The sequence below is a fragment of the Acinetobacter sp. ANC 3781 genome, assembly GCF_004331285.1.
GTDB lineage: Bacteria > Pseudomonadota > Gammaproteobacteria > Pseudomonadales > Moraxellaceae > Acinetobacter.
Genome location: NZ_SJOH01000014.1, coordinates 34,494 through 49,945 on the forward strand (window position 1 = coordinate 34,494; position 15,452 = coordinate 49,945).

Here is a 15,452-nt window from a genome sequence, read left to right on the forward strand (position 1 = left end):
ATCAATTCTCCTTAATCCCTTTCCTTAACCTTGCGCCATGTTGTTACGTTCAAGCACTGCATCTTCAAACAGTTTTTGTTCTTTCTGTTTATGCTCAACCGAGAAGCGAATCATCAGTACAAAGCTTGCTGCAATCACGACCAATCCACCGAGTGCCATCAAACAAGTTTGAATATCCAGCATACCTTTGAGCAAGAAACCTGCTGCGACTGCACCGACGTTACCGCCTGCGCCAATGATGCCGGCTACACCACCCAAGGCATCACGGTCAATGAATGGCACTAGGGCATACGTTGCGCCACATGCCATATGCGTAAACAGTGCAAATACGGTCATGACCAGAATTGCGAGAACTGCGGTATTCATTTGTGAGAACAAGATCAGGAACAAACCTTCCATCAGGATCATGCCGAACAGCACTTTAGTACGACCATCCAGGCCTTTTTTCATTGCAACTTTGTCTGAAACAATTCCACCCAAAGCACGGGCAAACAGTGCCAGTAAACCGAAGATCCCTGCTGCCAGTCCTGCTTCTTTGAGACCAAAGCTAAAGTGTTCGACGTAGTACATCGCCACGATGTTATGAATAAAGATTTCAATACCGAAACACGCTGCATAAGCACCAAATAAAATCCAGACACGGTAGTTGCGTGCAGCGTGCATCAGAATCGCCATACCGCCTTTTTTATCGCTACCGACTTGAATGCCTTGCGCACGAAGTTCTTTAAAGTTGCCTTGTGGACAATCTTGGGTAAATTTCCAGTACATTGCACCGACAATCAGCATCAGAATACCCGGCACCAATAAAGCAATTCTCCAACCCATCGCCTGTTCCACCCCGAACATCACCAAAGCAGCAAGCATTAACGGCATCAAGGCTTGTGTCGCACCGCCGCCGGCATTGCCCCAACCTGCCGATGCAGCATTGGCAGTACCCACCACATTCGGAGCGAACATGATACTGGTGTGATATTGCGTGATGACAAAGCTGGCACCAATCGCACCAATCAATAAGCGGAAGAAAAGGAAAGATTCATAGCTGTTGGCAGAGGCCACACCAAAGACAGGAATACTGCCGATAATCAGTAGTGCAGTATAAGTTTTGCGTGGTCCATACTTGTCACATAAAGGCCCGACAATCAGGCGAACCAAAATGGTAATTGCGACTGCGGCAATATTAATATTGGCGATCTGGTCTTTAGTAAGATGAAATTCACCTGCAATCACAGGCATCAGTGGTGCACAGGCAAACCAGGCAAAGAAGCAGACAAAAAAAGCGAGCCAACTCATGTGGAAGGCTCTCATCGCTGCGCTGTTAAAATTAAAAAGACCTATTTTTGTGGCTTTTTTTTCATATAAATTTGAAGACATAACCTTCTCCTTCCTGAACTGAACGTATTGGTTTATCTGCTATGCGGATCGCTGCACACCAGATTCGATCAGAGCGGACATCATTGGCCGTCTACAAATTCTTTAGAGTCGTCTTTGACTCAATATAAATTAAGCAATGTCCATGCCAACATAAAAAAAACATCATTAACTCAATATTTTTTATAACTTTTTATAATGGATTAATCATTTTTGATATTCATCCTTACAGCACGTTCATCTGATTAACAACGCTAGAGCTAAGGAAATGAATTGTGATTGTGCTTCCTTGTAGCGCATTTTTGCATTAATACGGTGCACAATCCGATAACAGTTAAGTTTTATATCTGATTTTTATCGAATTAATACAGTTTTAACTGTTTTGGCATTTTAATTGCTTTACATTTGCTATGACTTTTCTTTCAGGCCTTGCCTGATGATATTTTAGCCACTATGCCAAAACTGAAAATCGCACTGATTGATGACCATCAGGAACGTGCCAATTATATAAAAGCCTCTCTGATCGAGCACAATTTCGAGGTTGTCGCCTGCCTGACCATTGACCATTTAAGCATGTTCCGTTTAGAACAATTGCATGCCGACGTGATATTGCTGGATATGGACCATCCACATCGTGACATTATTGAAAGCTGTGTCAGCCAGTTCGATTTGCCAACGGTGTTATTTACCAAAAATAGCCATAAAGACACCATTAAAAGTGCCATTGATGCCGGGGTAACCGCTTATATCGTCGACGGTATTGACCCATCTAAACTGGAAAGTATTTTAGAAATTTCAATTGAACAGTTTAAAAAGCATAAAAAATTACTCGGTGATCTGGAAGAAACCAAAAATAAACTGGCTGACCGTAAAGATGTCGAAAAAGCCAAAGTACTGATGATGCAATTGCATTCACTCAGTGAAGATCAGGCTTTTCAATTACTGCGTAAAAATGCCATGAGTCATCGCATGACCATTGGAGAAATGGCACGGCGTTTATTGGATGCCCAACAACTATTACAAAACCAACTCAGGGATTAAGCCATGACAGATTTAGAAAAAACTCAAATTCAGATCGGCTATATTCCCTTGCTTGACTGTGTGGCCATTCTTTGGGCCAAACAGCGCGGCTTCTTCGATGAGCTTGGTCTGGATATTACTTTAGTCAAGGAAGCTTCATGGGCAAGTTTAAGAGACCGATTGGCTTTTGGTTTTTTAGATGCAGCCCATTGCCTGTCTGCCATGCTTCCTGCTGCCGCTCTGGGTGAAGACCAGCTTGGTATTCCCCTGCAAACGGCTTTGGTGTTAAGTCATAACCGTGCCTTTATCAGTTTGAATCAAAAATTATGTTTTGACCTGCAGATTTCCCCTCCAGATAATGCCCAACAATCGGCACAAAAATTAGTTACTGCGATTCAACAGCAAAAAAACATTCAACTGGCGCATGTATTTAAACAGTCGATTCATCATTATTGTTTAAGAGAATGGCTGGCACTTGCAGACCGTGATGTTGCACAGAACATCAAACTCGCGATACTTCCACCGCCTTATATGGTCGAAGCTTTAAGCAATCATGTGATTGACGGTTTTTGTGTCGGTGAGCCATGGAATACTCAAGGTGAATTGCTGGGAATCAGCCAGATTGTGGCATCCAGTCAGGATATTATTCCTCAAGTGGCGGATAAGGTTTTAGCGATCACTGCTGACTGGGCAGAACAGCATCCCAACACCCATCTTGCCTTAACCCAAGCCATTCAAAAAGCGCAACAGGAACTGAAAGATCTCGAGGATTATACGCAAGTCTGGCAAATGCTGATGGACTTAAATATTGTGCAGTTTCAATGTTCAGACAACATTCATGTGCAAAAATTCCACTCCATTCAAAATATTATCCGTAATTTTATCAATGAATCATCTCAACCTAAAGCAGAAGACTTTAAATGGCTGATTCAGCAAATGGTTAAATGGGATCAAATCAGTATCAGCGAAGCACTTATTGAAAAAATCAGCCAAAACTGCATTTTATCGTTTTAATAATTAATTGATGTTATGCGTCCATACAAAATATGAGAAAGAATTGAACGTCCAACGCTGTTTGATACGCAATAAAGATTTTTTTGTCCTGCTGACTCAAAATATATAAGGATCTTTATCCTCTTAAAATAGTATGACAGCGCCTATACCATGCACTTAAATGCCTGCTTCATTTATAAGGCCCGATTGTATTTATTAAAAAAATGAGCACTTAATTTACAAATGGATATTAATCTTGAACGCAAGATTCAGTGAGTCATGTTAAAGATAAAAGGGGGATTTTATTTATCGCACTAGCTTCAGTGATTAAAATTCAATCATTCTCCTGAGCCAAGAATTAAAATCATAATCTTAGGATCTAAATCATTAATTTGCTGATATTTATTCAGTCAATCGATTTCTATCTTTTATTTTTTGTTCTGCTGATTTCCACAATTTTTCTCCACATTTTTACGTTATCTTACCTAAAATTACATTCGGAACATCAAATAATGAAACGCATACAACCGCGTTGGCAATTAAGCACCTTAAGCTGTGCATTGTTTACTGTTATTTCCCCAACTTGGGCTGCTGATACCATTACAAATACAACAGACAGCGCTACTAACCAAACTGCTCCAGTACAAACTTTGGCAACTTTAAAGTTTGAAGCAACCCCGAAAATGACAAAAGATCCTGATATCAGTGCAGTTGCGAAAACTATTGTTACTCGCGAAGAAATGCTGCAATTTGGCGATCAGTCGGTAAATGATGCCTTACGTCGTGCAGCTGGTTTTCAAATGCCGACACCCGGCCAAGGTCCACGTGGGGGTGGCGGTGCCTCAGGTATGCGTTTCCGTGGTGGTGGCGCCCCGGTATTCTTAATCAATGGTGAACCTGTACAAGGCGGTCCACGTGGTGGAATGTCTGTCGTCGACAGCATTACTCCCGACATGATTGAGCGTATTGAAATCACCAAACAGCCAAGTGTCGCCCAAGCTTCCGTCTCTTCCTCTGCCGTGATTAATATTATTTTAAAGGAACCGATAAATAATGCAGGCTTAGGCGGCAATGTCCGTGTCGGATATGGCTTGGCAAAATCAGATCAAAAAGAAGAACAACGTAAAAATATTAGCGTTCAACTCGATGGACGTGATAGTCCATGGTTATATAGTCTTTCTGCCAATCAAATGTGGAATGACACCACATCGATTACACAGACCCAAACCAGTACCGAAACACGTGAGCAAAAACGTACGACTGAACGCAAGTCACAAATGCTGGCGCCACGGGTTGAATACGAGTTGGATGATCAGCAAAAATTGGTTGCAGAATTGTTCTATCGGAATAACGAAAGTGATGGTGTTCGTGACGACCAGTTTCAGCATGACAAAAATGACAGCATCCGCTTAAACACCCGTTATGAACGTAAAGACAAGGGCAATTCTGACAAGATTCGCCTGTCTGTCGAACAACAGAATGAAACAGAATCGACGGAGTCATCACTCTTCAACACTTATACCGATGAAACGGTCAATGAATATGGTATTGCCTATGATGGTGTTCGAAAGTTCAATGAAACTCGTCAACTTAAATTTGGCGCAGCTGCACATAGCAATGAACTGGAAAGCAATGTCAGCCAGAGTTTAGACGAACAGCAATACGCATTATATGCGGAAGGTAGCTGGAAATTTACTGATCGCCAAACGGTGACTTTGGGTGCACGTCAGGAATGGATTAACCGTTCGGGCTTAGTTGAATATAGCGACCACCACTTCAGTCCTGTTCTGGCACATCGTTTTGACTTTGACGATACCTGGTCATTACAAACCAATATCAGCCAGGCTTTCCGTAGTCCTAAGGCAGACCGTTTATTACCCACAGTTTCCATTTCTACCGATAGCGATGCCGGCAGTTTGAATAATCCAGATCGCGGTGGTAATCCAGATTTGCGTCCTGAAAAAATCACTGCATTTGAATCGACACTGGGTTACAACACCCCGGCAGGTGGGATCAATATTACGGCCTACCAACGTGAAATTGATGACTACATTGAAAAAGTAATTCGCCAGGAAGGTACGCGCTTTGTAGAACGCCCACAAAACCAGAACAATGCCACCACTTATGGTGTTGAAATTACTGGACGCTATGCATTGAAACAAACTGCAAATGGTCATTCATTTATGTTGAATGGGCAACTGTCTACGGTACGTGCCAAAGTGGAAGATGAAAACCATCAGGAACGTCTGGTGAGTGATGTTGCTCCCTATACTGCAAGTACCGGTCTATCTTATAACTATCAGCCTTGGCGCATTTCAACCAGTGTCAACCTGAACTATATTCCAGAATTTACCCGTGCTCTGGATAACCAACCTTATGAGCGTACCAGCAATGAACGTGTCAACATGGATATCAGCATTACCAAACGCTTTACCGATGGCTGGGCAACCACACTCAATGCACGCAATATTCTCAGCACAGATTATAAAGAACGCCTCACCAGTCAGGCCAATGGCAGCCTTTATGAATCACGTGTGAATCAAGCAATTCCCAGTGTATTAATGAGTCTGGAAAAGAAATTCTAAAAATAAAAACCGGTGCTCATGCACCGGTTTTCCTCATCAACATCCGTGCAGTCAATCATTTGTATTTAAAAAGATTCTGCTTGCTACTAAAAAATTTGACTTCATTTTTTAAATTGCAAATCTTTGAGTAAACTGGCAATACGTAAGGTATGCTGCCTATTGCCTCTTTTTTCCATGATTTTATTTTCGACCCGCCATAAATATTCAAAAATCTCTGATTCATCTGCCTTGTCACAAATCATCATAAAGAGTTTAGGTAAATAATCTTCATATTCGTCACGCATCGAAGGAATACTACGAATTCCTAAAGGATCCCATTCTTTAAGTAGAATTTTATGGATTGCATGTAATAATAATGTGGCATCATTCGTATGTTCGACTTTCATTAAACCTCCCCCATCCTTAGGAATTTAATATAAAAATCATATAAATTGACTATAATTTACTCTCAACAATATTATCAAGTATTTTTAACTATATCTTCCAACTTGCTTTTATAAAGTTTTAAATTCCTTTACCCCATGAAAAACACTAACTTTTGAATTTTCAATTTGCAAAAACATTGATTATTCAATAGATAACATAAATAATTTATTTACCAAATAGAAAATTATATTTTTATTAAAACAATACCTTTAGCTCTATGCATTAATCAGAAAATCACCACCTTAAAACGAACTTACATTTTTGGTTATCAAATTCCGTCTAAACCCTCCCGGTTTATCTTGTACATTTATATAAAAAATATGCTTTAAGTTCTGATTAAATAATTAAACCCAAAAAATAATAAAAATTCAATTACTTAAAAGGGTAGGTGTTTGGTAGGTAGGATTTTTATCCTGTTCCTTTGATACTCAATTCACGGTGAGGGTCACCGATAACAACATACCAATGGTAGAAGGAATCGCACCATGGCTTTTAAAAATATTGCAGATCAAACGAACGGTTTTTATATTCCCTGTGTTTCTCTTTTTGGTCCAGGCTGTGCCAAAGAAATTGGTGCTAAAGCACAAAATTTAGGTGCTAAAAAAGCCCTGATTGTGACAGATGCAGGTCTTTTTAAATTTGGTGTCGCAGATACCATTTCAGCTTATTTAAAAGATGCCGGCGTAGATAGTCACATTTTCCCGGGTGCAGAACCAAATCCCACCGATATTAACGTACATAACGGCGTACAAGCCTATAACGACCATGCTTGTGATTTCATTGTCTCTTTAGGCGGTGGCTCATCGCATGACTGTGCCAAAGGTATAGGCTTAGTCACAGCGGGCGGTGGTCATATTCGTGACTACGAAGGGATTGATAAAAGCACAGTACCAATGACACCATTGATCGCTATCAATACCACAGCAGGTACAGCGTCTGAAATGACGCGCTTCTGTATTATTACCAATACCGATACCCATGTAAAAATGGCGATTGTAGACTGGCGTTGTACTCCATTGATTGCCATTGATGATCCTAAACTGATGGTTGCTAAGCCTGCCAGCTTAACCGCAGCAACAGGCATGGATGCATTGACACACGCTGTTGAAGCTTATGTATCGACAGCAGCCAATCCAATTACCGATGCTTGTGCTGAAAAAGCCATTAGCATGATTAGTGAATGGCTTAGCCCTGCTGTTGCCAATGGTGAAAACCTTGAAGCACGTGATGCGATGAGCTATGCACAATATCTGGCTGGAATGGCATTCAACAATGCATCTTTAGGTTATGTACATGCCATGGCACATCAACTTGGCGGTTTTTACAATCTACCCCACGGCGTATGTAATGCGATTTTACTTCCGCATGTATGTGAATTTAACCTGATTGCTTGTCCTGATCGTTATGCCAAAATTGCACAGTTAATGGGTATAAATACTGCTGGACTGACCGTAACCGAAGCAGCTTATGCAGCTATTGATGCAATTCGTGAATTATCAGCATCGATTGGTATTCCCTCAAGTTTGTCGGAACTTGGTGTGAAAGAGCAAGATCTTCATGTGATGTCTGAAAATGCACAAAAAGATGCCTGTATGTTAACCAACCCACGCAAAGCAACCCATGATCAAGTGGTGAATATTTTTAAAGCCGCGTTAAAGGCAAATGCTCAAGTGGTCGATATTTTTAAAGCAGCGGTGTAAAACGTCCATGTAAGTCCTCTCTTCCAATCTCTGACTTACATTTCGGGCAATCTAAACTCTATTTTCTTAAAGAGGTGGAAATTTAGATTGCCCTTTTTTTATTAGTAATCTTAAAGTTATTTGACAAATCACTGCTCATCATGAAGGATAAAAGAAAATTGATAATTCCAAATGAGCACAATAATGACAGAACAGACAATTGAACCGCTTTATCAAGTTGATATCTTAGGTTCAGGCTATGAACAAGCCACCTTAAATTTCCCTGATGATTATGAAGGTCAAGTTATAGCTACATTGGTGCGTAAAAAAGCAGCGCAAACAACCAACAAGGCTGTTTTATATATTCATGGCTTTATCGACTATTTTTTCCAAACCGAAATGGCCGAACAGTTTAATCAGCATGGCTTTAACTTTTATGCACTCGACTTACGTAAATACGGTCGCTCTCACCTTCCCCATCAAAAATATTATAACGTACGTGAGATTGCTGAATACGACGCTGAAATCAGCCAAGCCTTAGACATTATTGGCGCAGAAGATCATGAGGCTATTTTACTATGCGGACATTCGACTGGCGGTCTCACCACGACTTTATATGCAGCGCATCATCCGGATCATCCTTTAATTAAAGCATTGTGGGTCAATAGCCCTTTTTACGATTTCAACATGAATCCAATCAAGAAAAAACTGGGCCTGCCCAATATAAGCCGTGTCGGTAAAATTTGTCCAGATTTAGAATTCCCCAGTCAACTGAATAAATGGTATGTGACCAGTTTGCACAAAAGCTTAAAAGGAGAATGGGACTTTAATCTTGAATGGAAAAAAGCCACTTATCCTTTGGTTCGTTTAAGTTTTATACGGGCAATTTTTGAAGCGCAAAAGGAAATTCATCGAGGCGTGACCTTAAAAGTCCCTGCCTTAGTGATGCATTCAGATCAAACTAAAAATCCAAAAAAATGGCATAAATATGCACAAAGTAGTGATTTGATTTTGGACGTAAAACATATTGATAAATATGCTAAAAAAATTAACGGTGATGTCACCATCTGCGAAATAAAAAATGGCTTGCATGACTTGGTGCTGTCGGAAAAATCGGTGCGCGAAAATGTCTATCAACAGCTATTTGAATGGTTAGCATTAAAAGGTTTCTAAAAGACTTCTTTTCATAAATCATTTTTTAAAGACTACCAATAAATTGTAAAGTCAAAATCAAAAATGGATTTTAATAGGTATGGGTTTTATGAATGTGGCATGCATGCCCCACGGTTCCTATTCCTTGCGCTGCATTTTAAAGCAGTGCTTAAAACTGACTCAGAATGTTGGGTGTGCGAAACAAAAGGTTTTTCTTGCGAACTCAAAATATATTTTGATGTTCTCATTTTGACCTTTCAAAAGTAGAAATATTGCCTATACAAAGGTATAAAAATTAAATCAGTCAAATGCGGCAATGACGATTTTATAAAACCTAATATTGAACAATTTTTTATTTATGAAAGAGATCTAAAGAAAAGCGCTATAAGCCTTAGCCATCTTGATACTTTAATAAGGTTTGATGCACAGGATGCGTCTTGGGCATCAATTCAATCAGACGTTCCACTGCATCAATCGCTTCAGGAAAACGTGCCACGTGCTTAAGCAAAACATCCGTTTCATTAGCTTTAAAAATGGCATCACTTAAACGTGACTCTAGACAATCTCGCCAAGCACATAAAAAAGGACTTTCAGTTTTTGCCAAAAAAACGCCCGTACACAATTTTAAGGCGGAATCGATATATCCGGCATCTAAAGATTGCTCGGTGAGTAAAAAATCAGCTTCAACGTGCGCCAGTAAACGGTAAGGTCTGGAACCGAGCATTCCGCCTAAAATATCGCGTAATTGTGACATTTCTGCTTTTAAAGTGCCCATGCTGACTTTACGCTCCCCATATAAGGCTTGATGCAAAGTATCCAAACTTAAGCCTTGCGGACATAGTGCCAAAATAGTCAAAATTTCAATTTGCCGTGGGGTGAGCACCAAAACTTTGCCATTGAACATTACTTGCGGCACGGAAAAAGCCCGAACAAACAAGCGCTGCTTTTGATATTCCAGTAATGCAGATTGAATAATTGAGGCGCAGCGTTCAGCCGCCAGCAAACCCAAACTATTGTGTTTTTGCCAAGTGGTGGAAAGATCAATCACTCCAAGCACCTGTTTCGAATAAGGATCAATAATGGGAGCTGCATAACAGACCCAATCATGAATAGACGACATGTAATGCTCATTGGAAAATACACAACTCGATTGTTGGGTTTTTAAAGAAAGTGCTAGAGCATTGGTTCCGACCAGTTCTTCGCGCCATTGCCCGCCTTCAATAAAGTGCACACTTTCTGCTGCACTTTGCATTTGTGGACTCGATGCTGTCCAAATAATAGTGCTGCCGATATCGCCTACCGCCAGTACCATGGAAGATTGTTCTGCAATATGTTTTAAATCTTGTGCACAATATTGCAATGCATGTTCCAAAGCCGTGGGGTAAGTTTCTTTTTGTAAATGAACCAACGGCGCAGCTGCGCGATCTTTGGGAATTTCAGCAGAAGTTGAGCGTTGCCAAGAACTGGCAATACTTTGCCCGAGCTGTTCTGCATGTAAGGGAGAAAGACTGCTACTTTGTCTAAAATGCTCAATTTTCTGTCTTTTCTGGATCAAACTTTGTTTATTCATCATTCCTTATTCTCACAACAATTCATGATTTACATCCACTGTAATAGCTATTCTTGTAAGCCTGATTGAAAAGATTGTAAACCTTCTTGTCTCCAACCTTTCTCCAACCTTATTCCATGTATGCTAATTAAATAATGTACAAAAGTACCTTATACCAAAGCTGTAGATGCGGTTTAAAACACTAAAATAAGCAAAGGAAAATTCATATGCGTTATGCCGATCCTAATCAAGATGGTTCAAAAGTTCAGTTTAAAGCCCAATATGAAAACTTTATTGGCGGTCAGTGGGTAGCTCCAGTAAAAGGTGAATACTTTGACAATATTTCTCCTGTCGACGGTAAAGTATTCACCAAAGTTCCACGCTCAAGTGTTGAAGATATTGAGTTGGCACTTGATGCAGCGCATAAAGCCAAAGAACAGTGGAACAAGTCCTCTCCCACTACCCGTTCCAATATTCTGTTAAAAATTGCAGACCGTTTAGAAGCCAATCTAGAGCTTTTAGCAGTGGCTGAAACTTGGGATAACGGCAAACCCATCCGCGAGACTCTGGCAGCAGACATTCCTTTGGCGATTGACCATTTCCGCTATTTTGCTGGCTGTATCCGTGCTCAGGAAGGCGGCATTTCAGAAATTGATGAAGACACGATTGCTTACCATTTTCATGAACCTTTAGGTGTGGTGGGGCAAATTATTCCTTGGAACTTCCCTATTTTAATGGCGACCTGGAAATTGGCACCGGCATTGGCTGCGGGTAACTGTATTGTTTTAAAACCGGCTGAACAAACTCCGGTCAGTATTTTGGTATTGGTTGAATTGATTCAGGACCTGCTGCCTGAAGGTGTATTAAATATTGTTAATGGTTATGGAGTTGAAGTGGGTCGTCCGCTTGCAACCAATCCACGTATTGCCAAAATTGCCTTTACCGGCTCAACTTCAGTCGGTCAGCAAATCATGCAATATGCCACCGAAAACATTATTCCAGTCACGCTTGAACTCGGTGGTAAATCACCCAACCTTTTCTTTGAAGATGTAATGGCACAAGAGGATGACTTTTTAGATAAGGCGCTAGAAGGTTTTGCCATGTTTGCCTTAAACCAAGGTGAAATTTGTACCTGTCCTTCTCGTGCACTGGTTCAAGAAAGCATAGCCGATCAATTTCTGGAAAAAGCCATTGAGCGTGTTAAACGGATTAAAACCGGTCATCCACTCGATACTGACACCATGATTGGCGCTCAGGCATCGCAAGAGCAGCAAGATAAAATCTTGGGCTGTATTGCAACAGGTCGTGCAGAAGGTGCTGAAATATTGACAGGTGGTGGCGAACGCAATGAAGTAGGGCAAGGTTTCTATATCGAACCGACCATCTTGAAAGGCACCAACGACATGAGAACGTTCCAGGAAGAAATTTTTGGACCTGTACTTGCTGTTACAACCTTTAAAGACTTTGATGATGCAATCAAAATTGCCAACGATACCATTTATGGTTTAGGTGCCGGTGTCTGGTCTCGTTCGGCTCATACCTCTTACCGTGCTGGTCGTGCCATTCAGGCCGGTCGTGTATGGACCAACTGCTACCATATTTATCCTGCACATGCGGCATTCGGGGGTTATAAAAAATCCGGGATTGGACGTGAAAACCATAAAATGATGCTGGACCATTATCAACAAACCAAAAACTTGTTGGTAAGCTATGCGACCAAACCGATGGGCTTCTTCTAACAACCCAGGTATGTAAAGCATAAATAAGCGAACTTCGGTTCGCTTTTTTATTAATGCAGCGCATTAACCAAATCATTTTGTTTGAAACCTTCATTTTTCTTCAGATTCGGGCTAAATTTCTCTTATTCCAAATATCCTGAAAAAATAGTATGACTACAGCATCTCGAGATTTCCCTGATACGATTTATGCCATTCAACATCTTGCCTTTGAAGACTTGGGGGCTTTAGAAGATATCTTTTACCAACTTGGCTTTCGGGTGCGTTATTTTGAAGCCGGTGTAGATGATCTAAACAAAGCATTTCAGCACAAAGGTTTAACCATTATTTTAGGTGGTCCGATTGGTGTTTATGAAACAGATGACTACCCATTCTTACAACAAGAAATAGACTTACTAAAAGTACGTTTAGAGGAAAATTTACCGACCTTGGGTATTTGTTTAGGCGCTCAACTCATTGCACATGCTATGGGGGCAAAAGTCTATGTAGGACATCAAAAGGAGATTGGCTGGAGTGAACTGAGTATTTCAAATACTCCAAACAACTTACTTGCACCATTAAGTGATACAGCTGTATTACATTGGCATGGCGATACTTTCGATTTACCTGAACAGGCTGAATTACTGGCCAGCTCTGACGTTTATCCGAATCAGGCCTTTTCAGTTGGAAAAAACATTCTAGCTTTGCAGTTCCATTTGGAAGTTGCAGCAGAAAGTCTGGAAAAATGGCTCATTGGTCATACTTGTGAATTACGTAAAGCCAATATCAATATTCCAGCGTTACGTGCAGATAACGAAAAATATGCCCTGCCCTTGGAAACCGGTGCTAAAGAAATTTTGCTAAATTATATGAACCAATTGATGAGTAAATAGACTTTAATTTATGATTTAATTCATTTATAACGGTGTCATTCATTTATATAAGTCTCTGATGATGACACCTTTAATCAGTATTGCTGTAATTCACTTCTTTGCATTGATCAGTCCGGGTCCAGATTTTTTCTTTGTCACCCAAAGTGCAATCCGCCAATCACGTACGCATGCTTTATGCGCTGCATTAGGGGTCTCGCTGAGTATTTTAGTCTGGTCCATTTGCGCAATCAGTGGGCTGCATTTTTTATTTCAGAAAATTGCTTGGCTACAACAGGTGCTGATGACTTTAGGCGGTCTATACCTGCTTTATTTAGGGATACAATTGCTGAAATCCGCTTTCAATAAAAATCCGGTACCTATCTCGAAAAACCAGAATGAAATTCTGCCGAAAAAATCACACAGCACACTGTTAGTTCAGGGTTTTCTGACCAACATGGCTAACCCCAAAGCACTCGTCTATTTCAGCAGCGTCTTTTCCATCGCCATTAGCACAAATGTCAGTATTTTCGAGCAAAGTTCATTACTCGCACTGGTTTTTATTGAAAGTCTGATATGGTTTTCTGCTGTTGCTCTGGTTTTCTCTACAGCAAAAATTAATCATTATTATCAAAAATTCAGTAAGAAAATTGACGGCATTACCGGCGGAATTTTTATCAGTTTTGGCTGTCTGCTGATCTTAAACCGTGATTAACGCATCTAAAATAATTTAAACAAAAAAAAGCACCATCAAGGGTGCTTTTTTGTTTTAGCGCTTGTTAGGCTTATTTTTTCGCAGGCACTGAAGCTTCAGTAGTGATATTCACAGTAACCTTATCGCCCACGTTCGGAACATAACCGCCTATACCAAAGGCTGAACGGTTAAATGAAGTGGTTGCATTAAAACCAACAGTTTGCAGTTTAGTCATTGGATGAACTGCCTGTTTATTTAAAACAGCATCTAAAACCAAAGGTTTAGTTACGCCTTTTACTGTTAAATCACCGGTGATTTTGTATTTGTTTTTCCCTAAGGCCTGAACTTTAGTGCTTTTAAAAGTGATGTTCGGGTACTTGGCAGCATCAAAAAAGTCTGCAGTTTGAATATGCTCATCCAATGCTTTTACATTGGTATTGATACTTGATACTGGAATATTAACATTTACAGAGGAGTTAGCAGGTTTTGCATTGTCGACGTTAATCGTACCTTGAATGTCAGAAAAGTTCGCTGAAGGTGTAGAGAAACCAAAGTGGCTCCAAGAGAAAACAGTTGCAGAATGTTGCGGATCAATTTGGTAAGCAACGGGTTTTGCCAAAGATAAAGTTGCAACAGATGCAACCGCCAAACCTAAAGTTATTGCTTTGAAATTCATGTGTTTTATCTCTCTTTGGAATGATTGTTAGTGTATAGGTTTCTTATTTTAATTCACTGGTATAGATAAAACGATATGTTGCAAGAATAGAACACTCACTTGCTTTTACAGAAGACACTCACCTCAATATAAACGTGTTGATATTAATCAGTTGATAATTTTCATAAATTATTTTTAATCAACTTTTATTATTCTAGCTCAGGGTCTGATTTACATTATTTTTTGAATGATATTCGAATTATTTAATACAAAAATATACAGTTTAGAGACACAATACCGCAAGAAGATTAGGTGACTTTACAGACAATTGACTGACTTGGTCTATTTAATTTAAATGGAATGAACCCTCCAAAAGCAATTAAAGATAATTAATATATCGCTAAAATAATTAAAGCCCCATGAGGGGCTTTTTAAGATCATTAATCTCTTATAACTTTTCAACCAACACACGATCGACTTGCTTAAGACCCGTATGTTTTTCACGATTTTGACGACGCACCTTAATCACTTTTTCTTCGTCCAGTTCTTTGAGCATCAATACTACGGCCATCATGCTTTCAAGGGGCAGATCCTGACCGATCCACTTTTGCTCACCTGGTTCCATTAAAGTGATTTCATCACTAATTTGGTTATAAAGGCTCATATTTTCCTCACTTATGCTGAATAAATGCCATCTCACCATGAATACTCAATGAATGGCATCACTATATACTTATTCGTAAAAAC

The 15,452-nt window shown here is 40.0% G+C and carries 13 protein-coding genes; 8 read left to right on the forward strand and 5 right to left on the reverse strand.

Annotated features, from left to right (window positions below; genetic code table 11):
- Nucleotides 1–24: 24 nt before the first annotated feature.
- Nucleotides 25–1,371, reverse strand: a complete 1,347-nt coding sequence (locus E0H89_RS11085) for an MFS transporter (RefSeq protein ID WP_131217054.1) — start codon at nt 1,369–1,371, stop codon at nt 25–27.
- 450 nt (nt 1,372–1,821) lie between these two features.
- Between E0H89_RS11085 and E0H89_RS11090 the strand changes: the two genes are divergently transcribed.
- From E0H89_RS11090 to E0H89_RS11100, 3 genes are all read left to right on the forward strand, one after another.
- Nucleotides 1,822–2,409, forward strand: coding sequence for an ANTAR domain-containing response regulator (locus E0H89_RS11090; RefSeq protein WP_131217056.1), 588 nt, complete (start codon nt 1,822–1,824; stop codon nt 2,407–2,409).
- A 3-nt stretch (nt 2,410–2,412) separates the two neighbouring features.
- Nucleotides 2,413–3,402, forward strand: a complete 990-nt coding sequence (locus E0H89_RS11095) for an ABC transporter substrate-binding protein (protein ID WP_131217058.1) — start codon at nt 2,413–2,415, stop codon at nt 3,400–3,402.
- Nucleotides 3,403–3,893: 491 nt separating this feature from the next.
- Nucleotides 3,894–5,966: a TonB-dependent receptor plug domain-containing protein gene (locus E0H89_RS11100; protein ID WP_131217061.1), complete on the forward strand. Its 2,073-nt coding sequence runs from the start codon at nt 3,894–3,896 to the stop codon at nt 5,964–5,966.
- Between the two features lie 101 nt (nt 5,967–6,067).
- Here E0H89_RS11100 and E0H89_RS11105 read toward each other — a convergent pair whose 3' ends face one another.
- On the reverse strand, nt 6,068–6,352 hold the full coding sequence (locus E0H89_RS11105) for a hypothetical protein (RefSeq protein ID WP_131217063.1): 285 nt from the start codon (nt 6,350–6,352) through the stop codon (nt 6,068–6,070).
- Nucleotides 6,353–6,877: 525 nt separating this feature from the next.
- Here E0H89_RS11105 and mdh point away from each other — a divergent pair.
- Complete coding sequence (mdh, locus tag E0H89_RS11110; protein ID WP_131217065.1) at nt 6,878–8,092, forward strand: iron-dependent methanol dehydrogenase; 1,215 nt, start codon at nt 6,878–6,880, stop codon at nt 8,090–8,092.
- Nucleotides 8,093–8,275: 183 nt separating this feature from the next.
- On the forward strand, nt 8,276–9,244 hold the full coding sequence (locus tag E0H89_RS11115; protein WP_131217067.1) for an alpha/beta hydrolase: 969 nt from the start codon (nt 8,276–8,278) through the stop codon (nt 9,242–9,244).
- Between the two features lie 370 nt (nt 9,245–9,614).
- Here the strand turns inward: E0H89_RS11115 and E0H89_RS11120 are convergent, their stop codons facing one another.
- Nucleotides 9,615–10,796 (reverse strand): sigma-54-dependent transcriptional regulator family protein, encoded by a 1,182-nt coding sequence (locus E0H89_RS11120; protein WP_131217069.1) that lies wholly within the window; start codon nt 10,794–10,796, stop codon nt 9,615–9,617.
- Between the two features lie 203 nt (nt 10,797–10,999).
- Here E0H89_RS11120 and exaC point away from each other — a divergent pair, with 203 nt between their 5' ends.
- The 3 genes from exaC (at nt 11,000) to E0H89_RS11135 (ending at nt 14,071) form a co-directional block, all read left to right on the forward strand.
- Complete coding sequence (gene exaC, locus E0H89_RS11125; protein WP_131217071.1) at nt 11,000–12,511, forward strand: acetaldehyde dehydrogenase ExaC; 1,512 nt, start codon at nt 11,000–11,002, stop codon at nt 12,509–12,511.
- 149 nt (nt 12,512–12,660) lie between these two features.
- On the forward strand, nt 12,661–13,380 hold the full coding sequence (locus tag E0H89_RS11130; RefSeq protein WP_131217073.1) for a glutamine amidotransferase: 720 nt from the start codon (nt 12,661–12,663) through the stop codon (nt 13,378–13,380).
- Nucleotides 13,381–13,438: 58 nt separating this feature from the next.
- A complete protein-coding gene (locus tag E0H89_RS11135; RefSeq protein WP_250697861.1) occupies nt 13,439–14,071 on the forward strand; it encodes a LysE family transporter in 633 nt (210 codons plus the stop codon).
- Nucleotides 14,072–14,141: 70 nt separating this feature from the next.
- On the opposite strand, the gene E0H89_RS11140 is transcribed toward E0H89_RS11135, so the two are convergent.
- On the reverse strand, nt 14,142–14,726 hold the full coding sequence (locus E0H89_RS11140) for a YceI family protein (RefSeq protein ID WP_131217075.1): 585 nt from the start codon (nt 14,724–14,726) through the stop codon (nt 14,142–14,144).
- Nucleotides 14,727–15,153: 427 nt separating this feature from the next.
- The gene (locus E0H89_RS11145; protein WP_067724440.1) at nt 15,154–15,369 is read right to left on the reverse strand and encodes a hypothetical protein; all 216 of its coding nucleotides are present in this window, start codon (nt 15,367–15,369) and stop codon (nt 15,154–15,156) included.
- Nucleotides 15,370–15,452: the final 83 nt, after the last annotated feature.

Excerpts from the sequence above, each read along its gene's own strand:
- E0H89_RS11085 (WP_131217054.1), bottom strand. The coding sequence starts at position 1,371 with ATGTCTTCAAATTTATATGAAAAAAAAGCCACAAAAATAGGTCTTTTT.
- E0H89_RS11090 (WP_131217056.1), top strand. The coding sequence starts at position 1,822 with ATGCCAAAACTGAAAATCGCACTGATTGATGACCATCAGGAACGTGCC.
- E0H89_RS11095 (WP_131217058.1), top strand. The coding sequence starts at position 2,413 with ATGACAGATTTAGAAAAAACTCAAATTCAGATCGGCTATATTCCCTTG.
- E0H89_RS11100 (WP_131217061.1), top strand. The coding sequence starts at position 3,894 with ATGAAACGCATACAACCGCGTTGGCAATTAAGCACCTTAAGCTGTGCA.
- E0H89_RS11105 (WP_131217063.1), bottom strand. The coding sequence starts at position 6,352 with ATGAAAGTCGAACATACGAATGATGCCACATTATTATTACATGCAATC.
- mdh (WP_131217065.1), top strand. The coding sequence starts at position 6,878 with ATGGCTTTTAAAAATATTGCAGATCAAACGAACGGTTTTTATATTCCC.
- E0H89_RS11115 (WP_131217067.1), top strand. The coding sequence starts at position 8,276 with ATGACAGAACAGACAATTGAACCGCTTTATCAAGTTGATATCTTAGGT.
- E0H89_RS11120 (WP_131217069.1), bottom strand. The coding sequence starts at position 10,796 with ATGATGAATAAACAAAGTTTGATCCAGAAAAGACAGAAAATTGAGCAT.
- exaC (WP_131217071.1), top strand. The coding sequence starts at position 11,000 with ATGCGTTATGCCGATCCTAATCAAGATGGTTCAAAAGTTCAGTTTAAA.
- E0H89_RS11130 (WP_131217073.1), top strand. The coding sequence starts at position 12,661 with ATGACTACAGCATCTCGAGATTTCCCTGATACGATTTATGCCATTCAA.
- E0H89_RS11135 (WP_250697861.1), top strand. The coding sequence starts at position 13,439 with ATGATGACACCTTTAATCAGTATTGCTGTAATTCACTTCTTTGCATTG.
- E0H89_RS11140 (WP_131217075.1), bottom strand. The coding sequence starts at position 14,726 with ATGAATTTCAAAGCAATAACTTTAGGTTTGGCGGTTGCATCTGTTGCA.
- E0H89_RS11145 (WP_067724440.1), bottom strand. The coding sequence starts at position 15,369 with ATGAGCCTTTATAACCAAATTAGTGATGAAATCACTTTAATGGAACCA.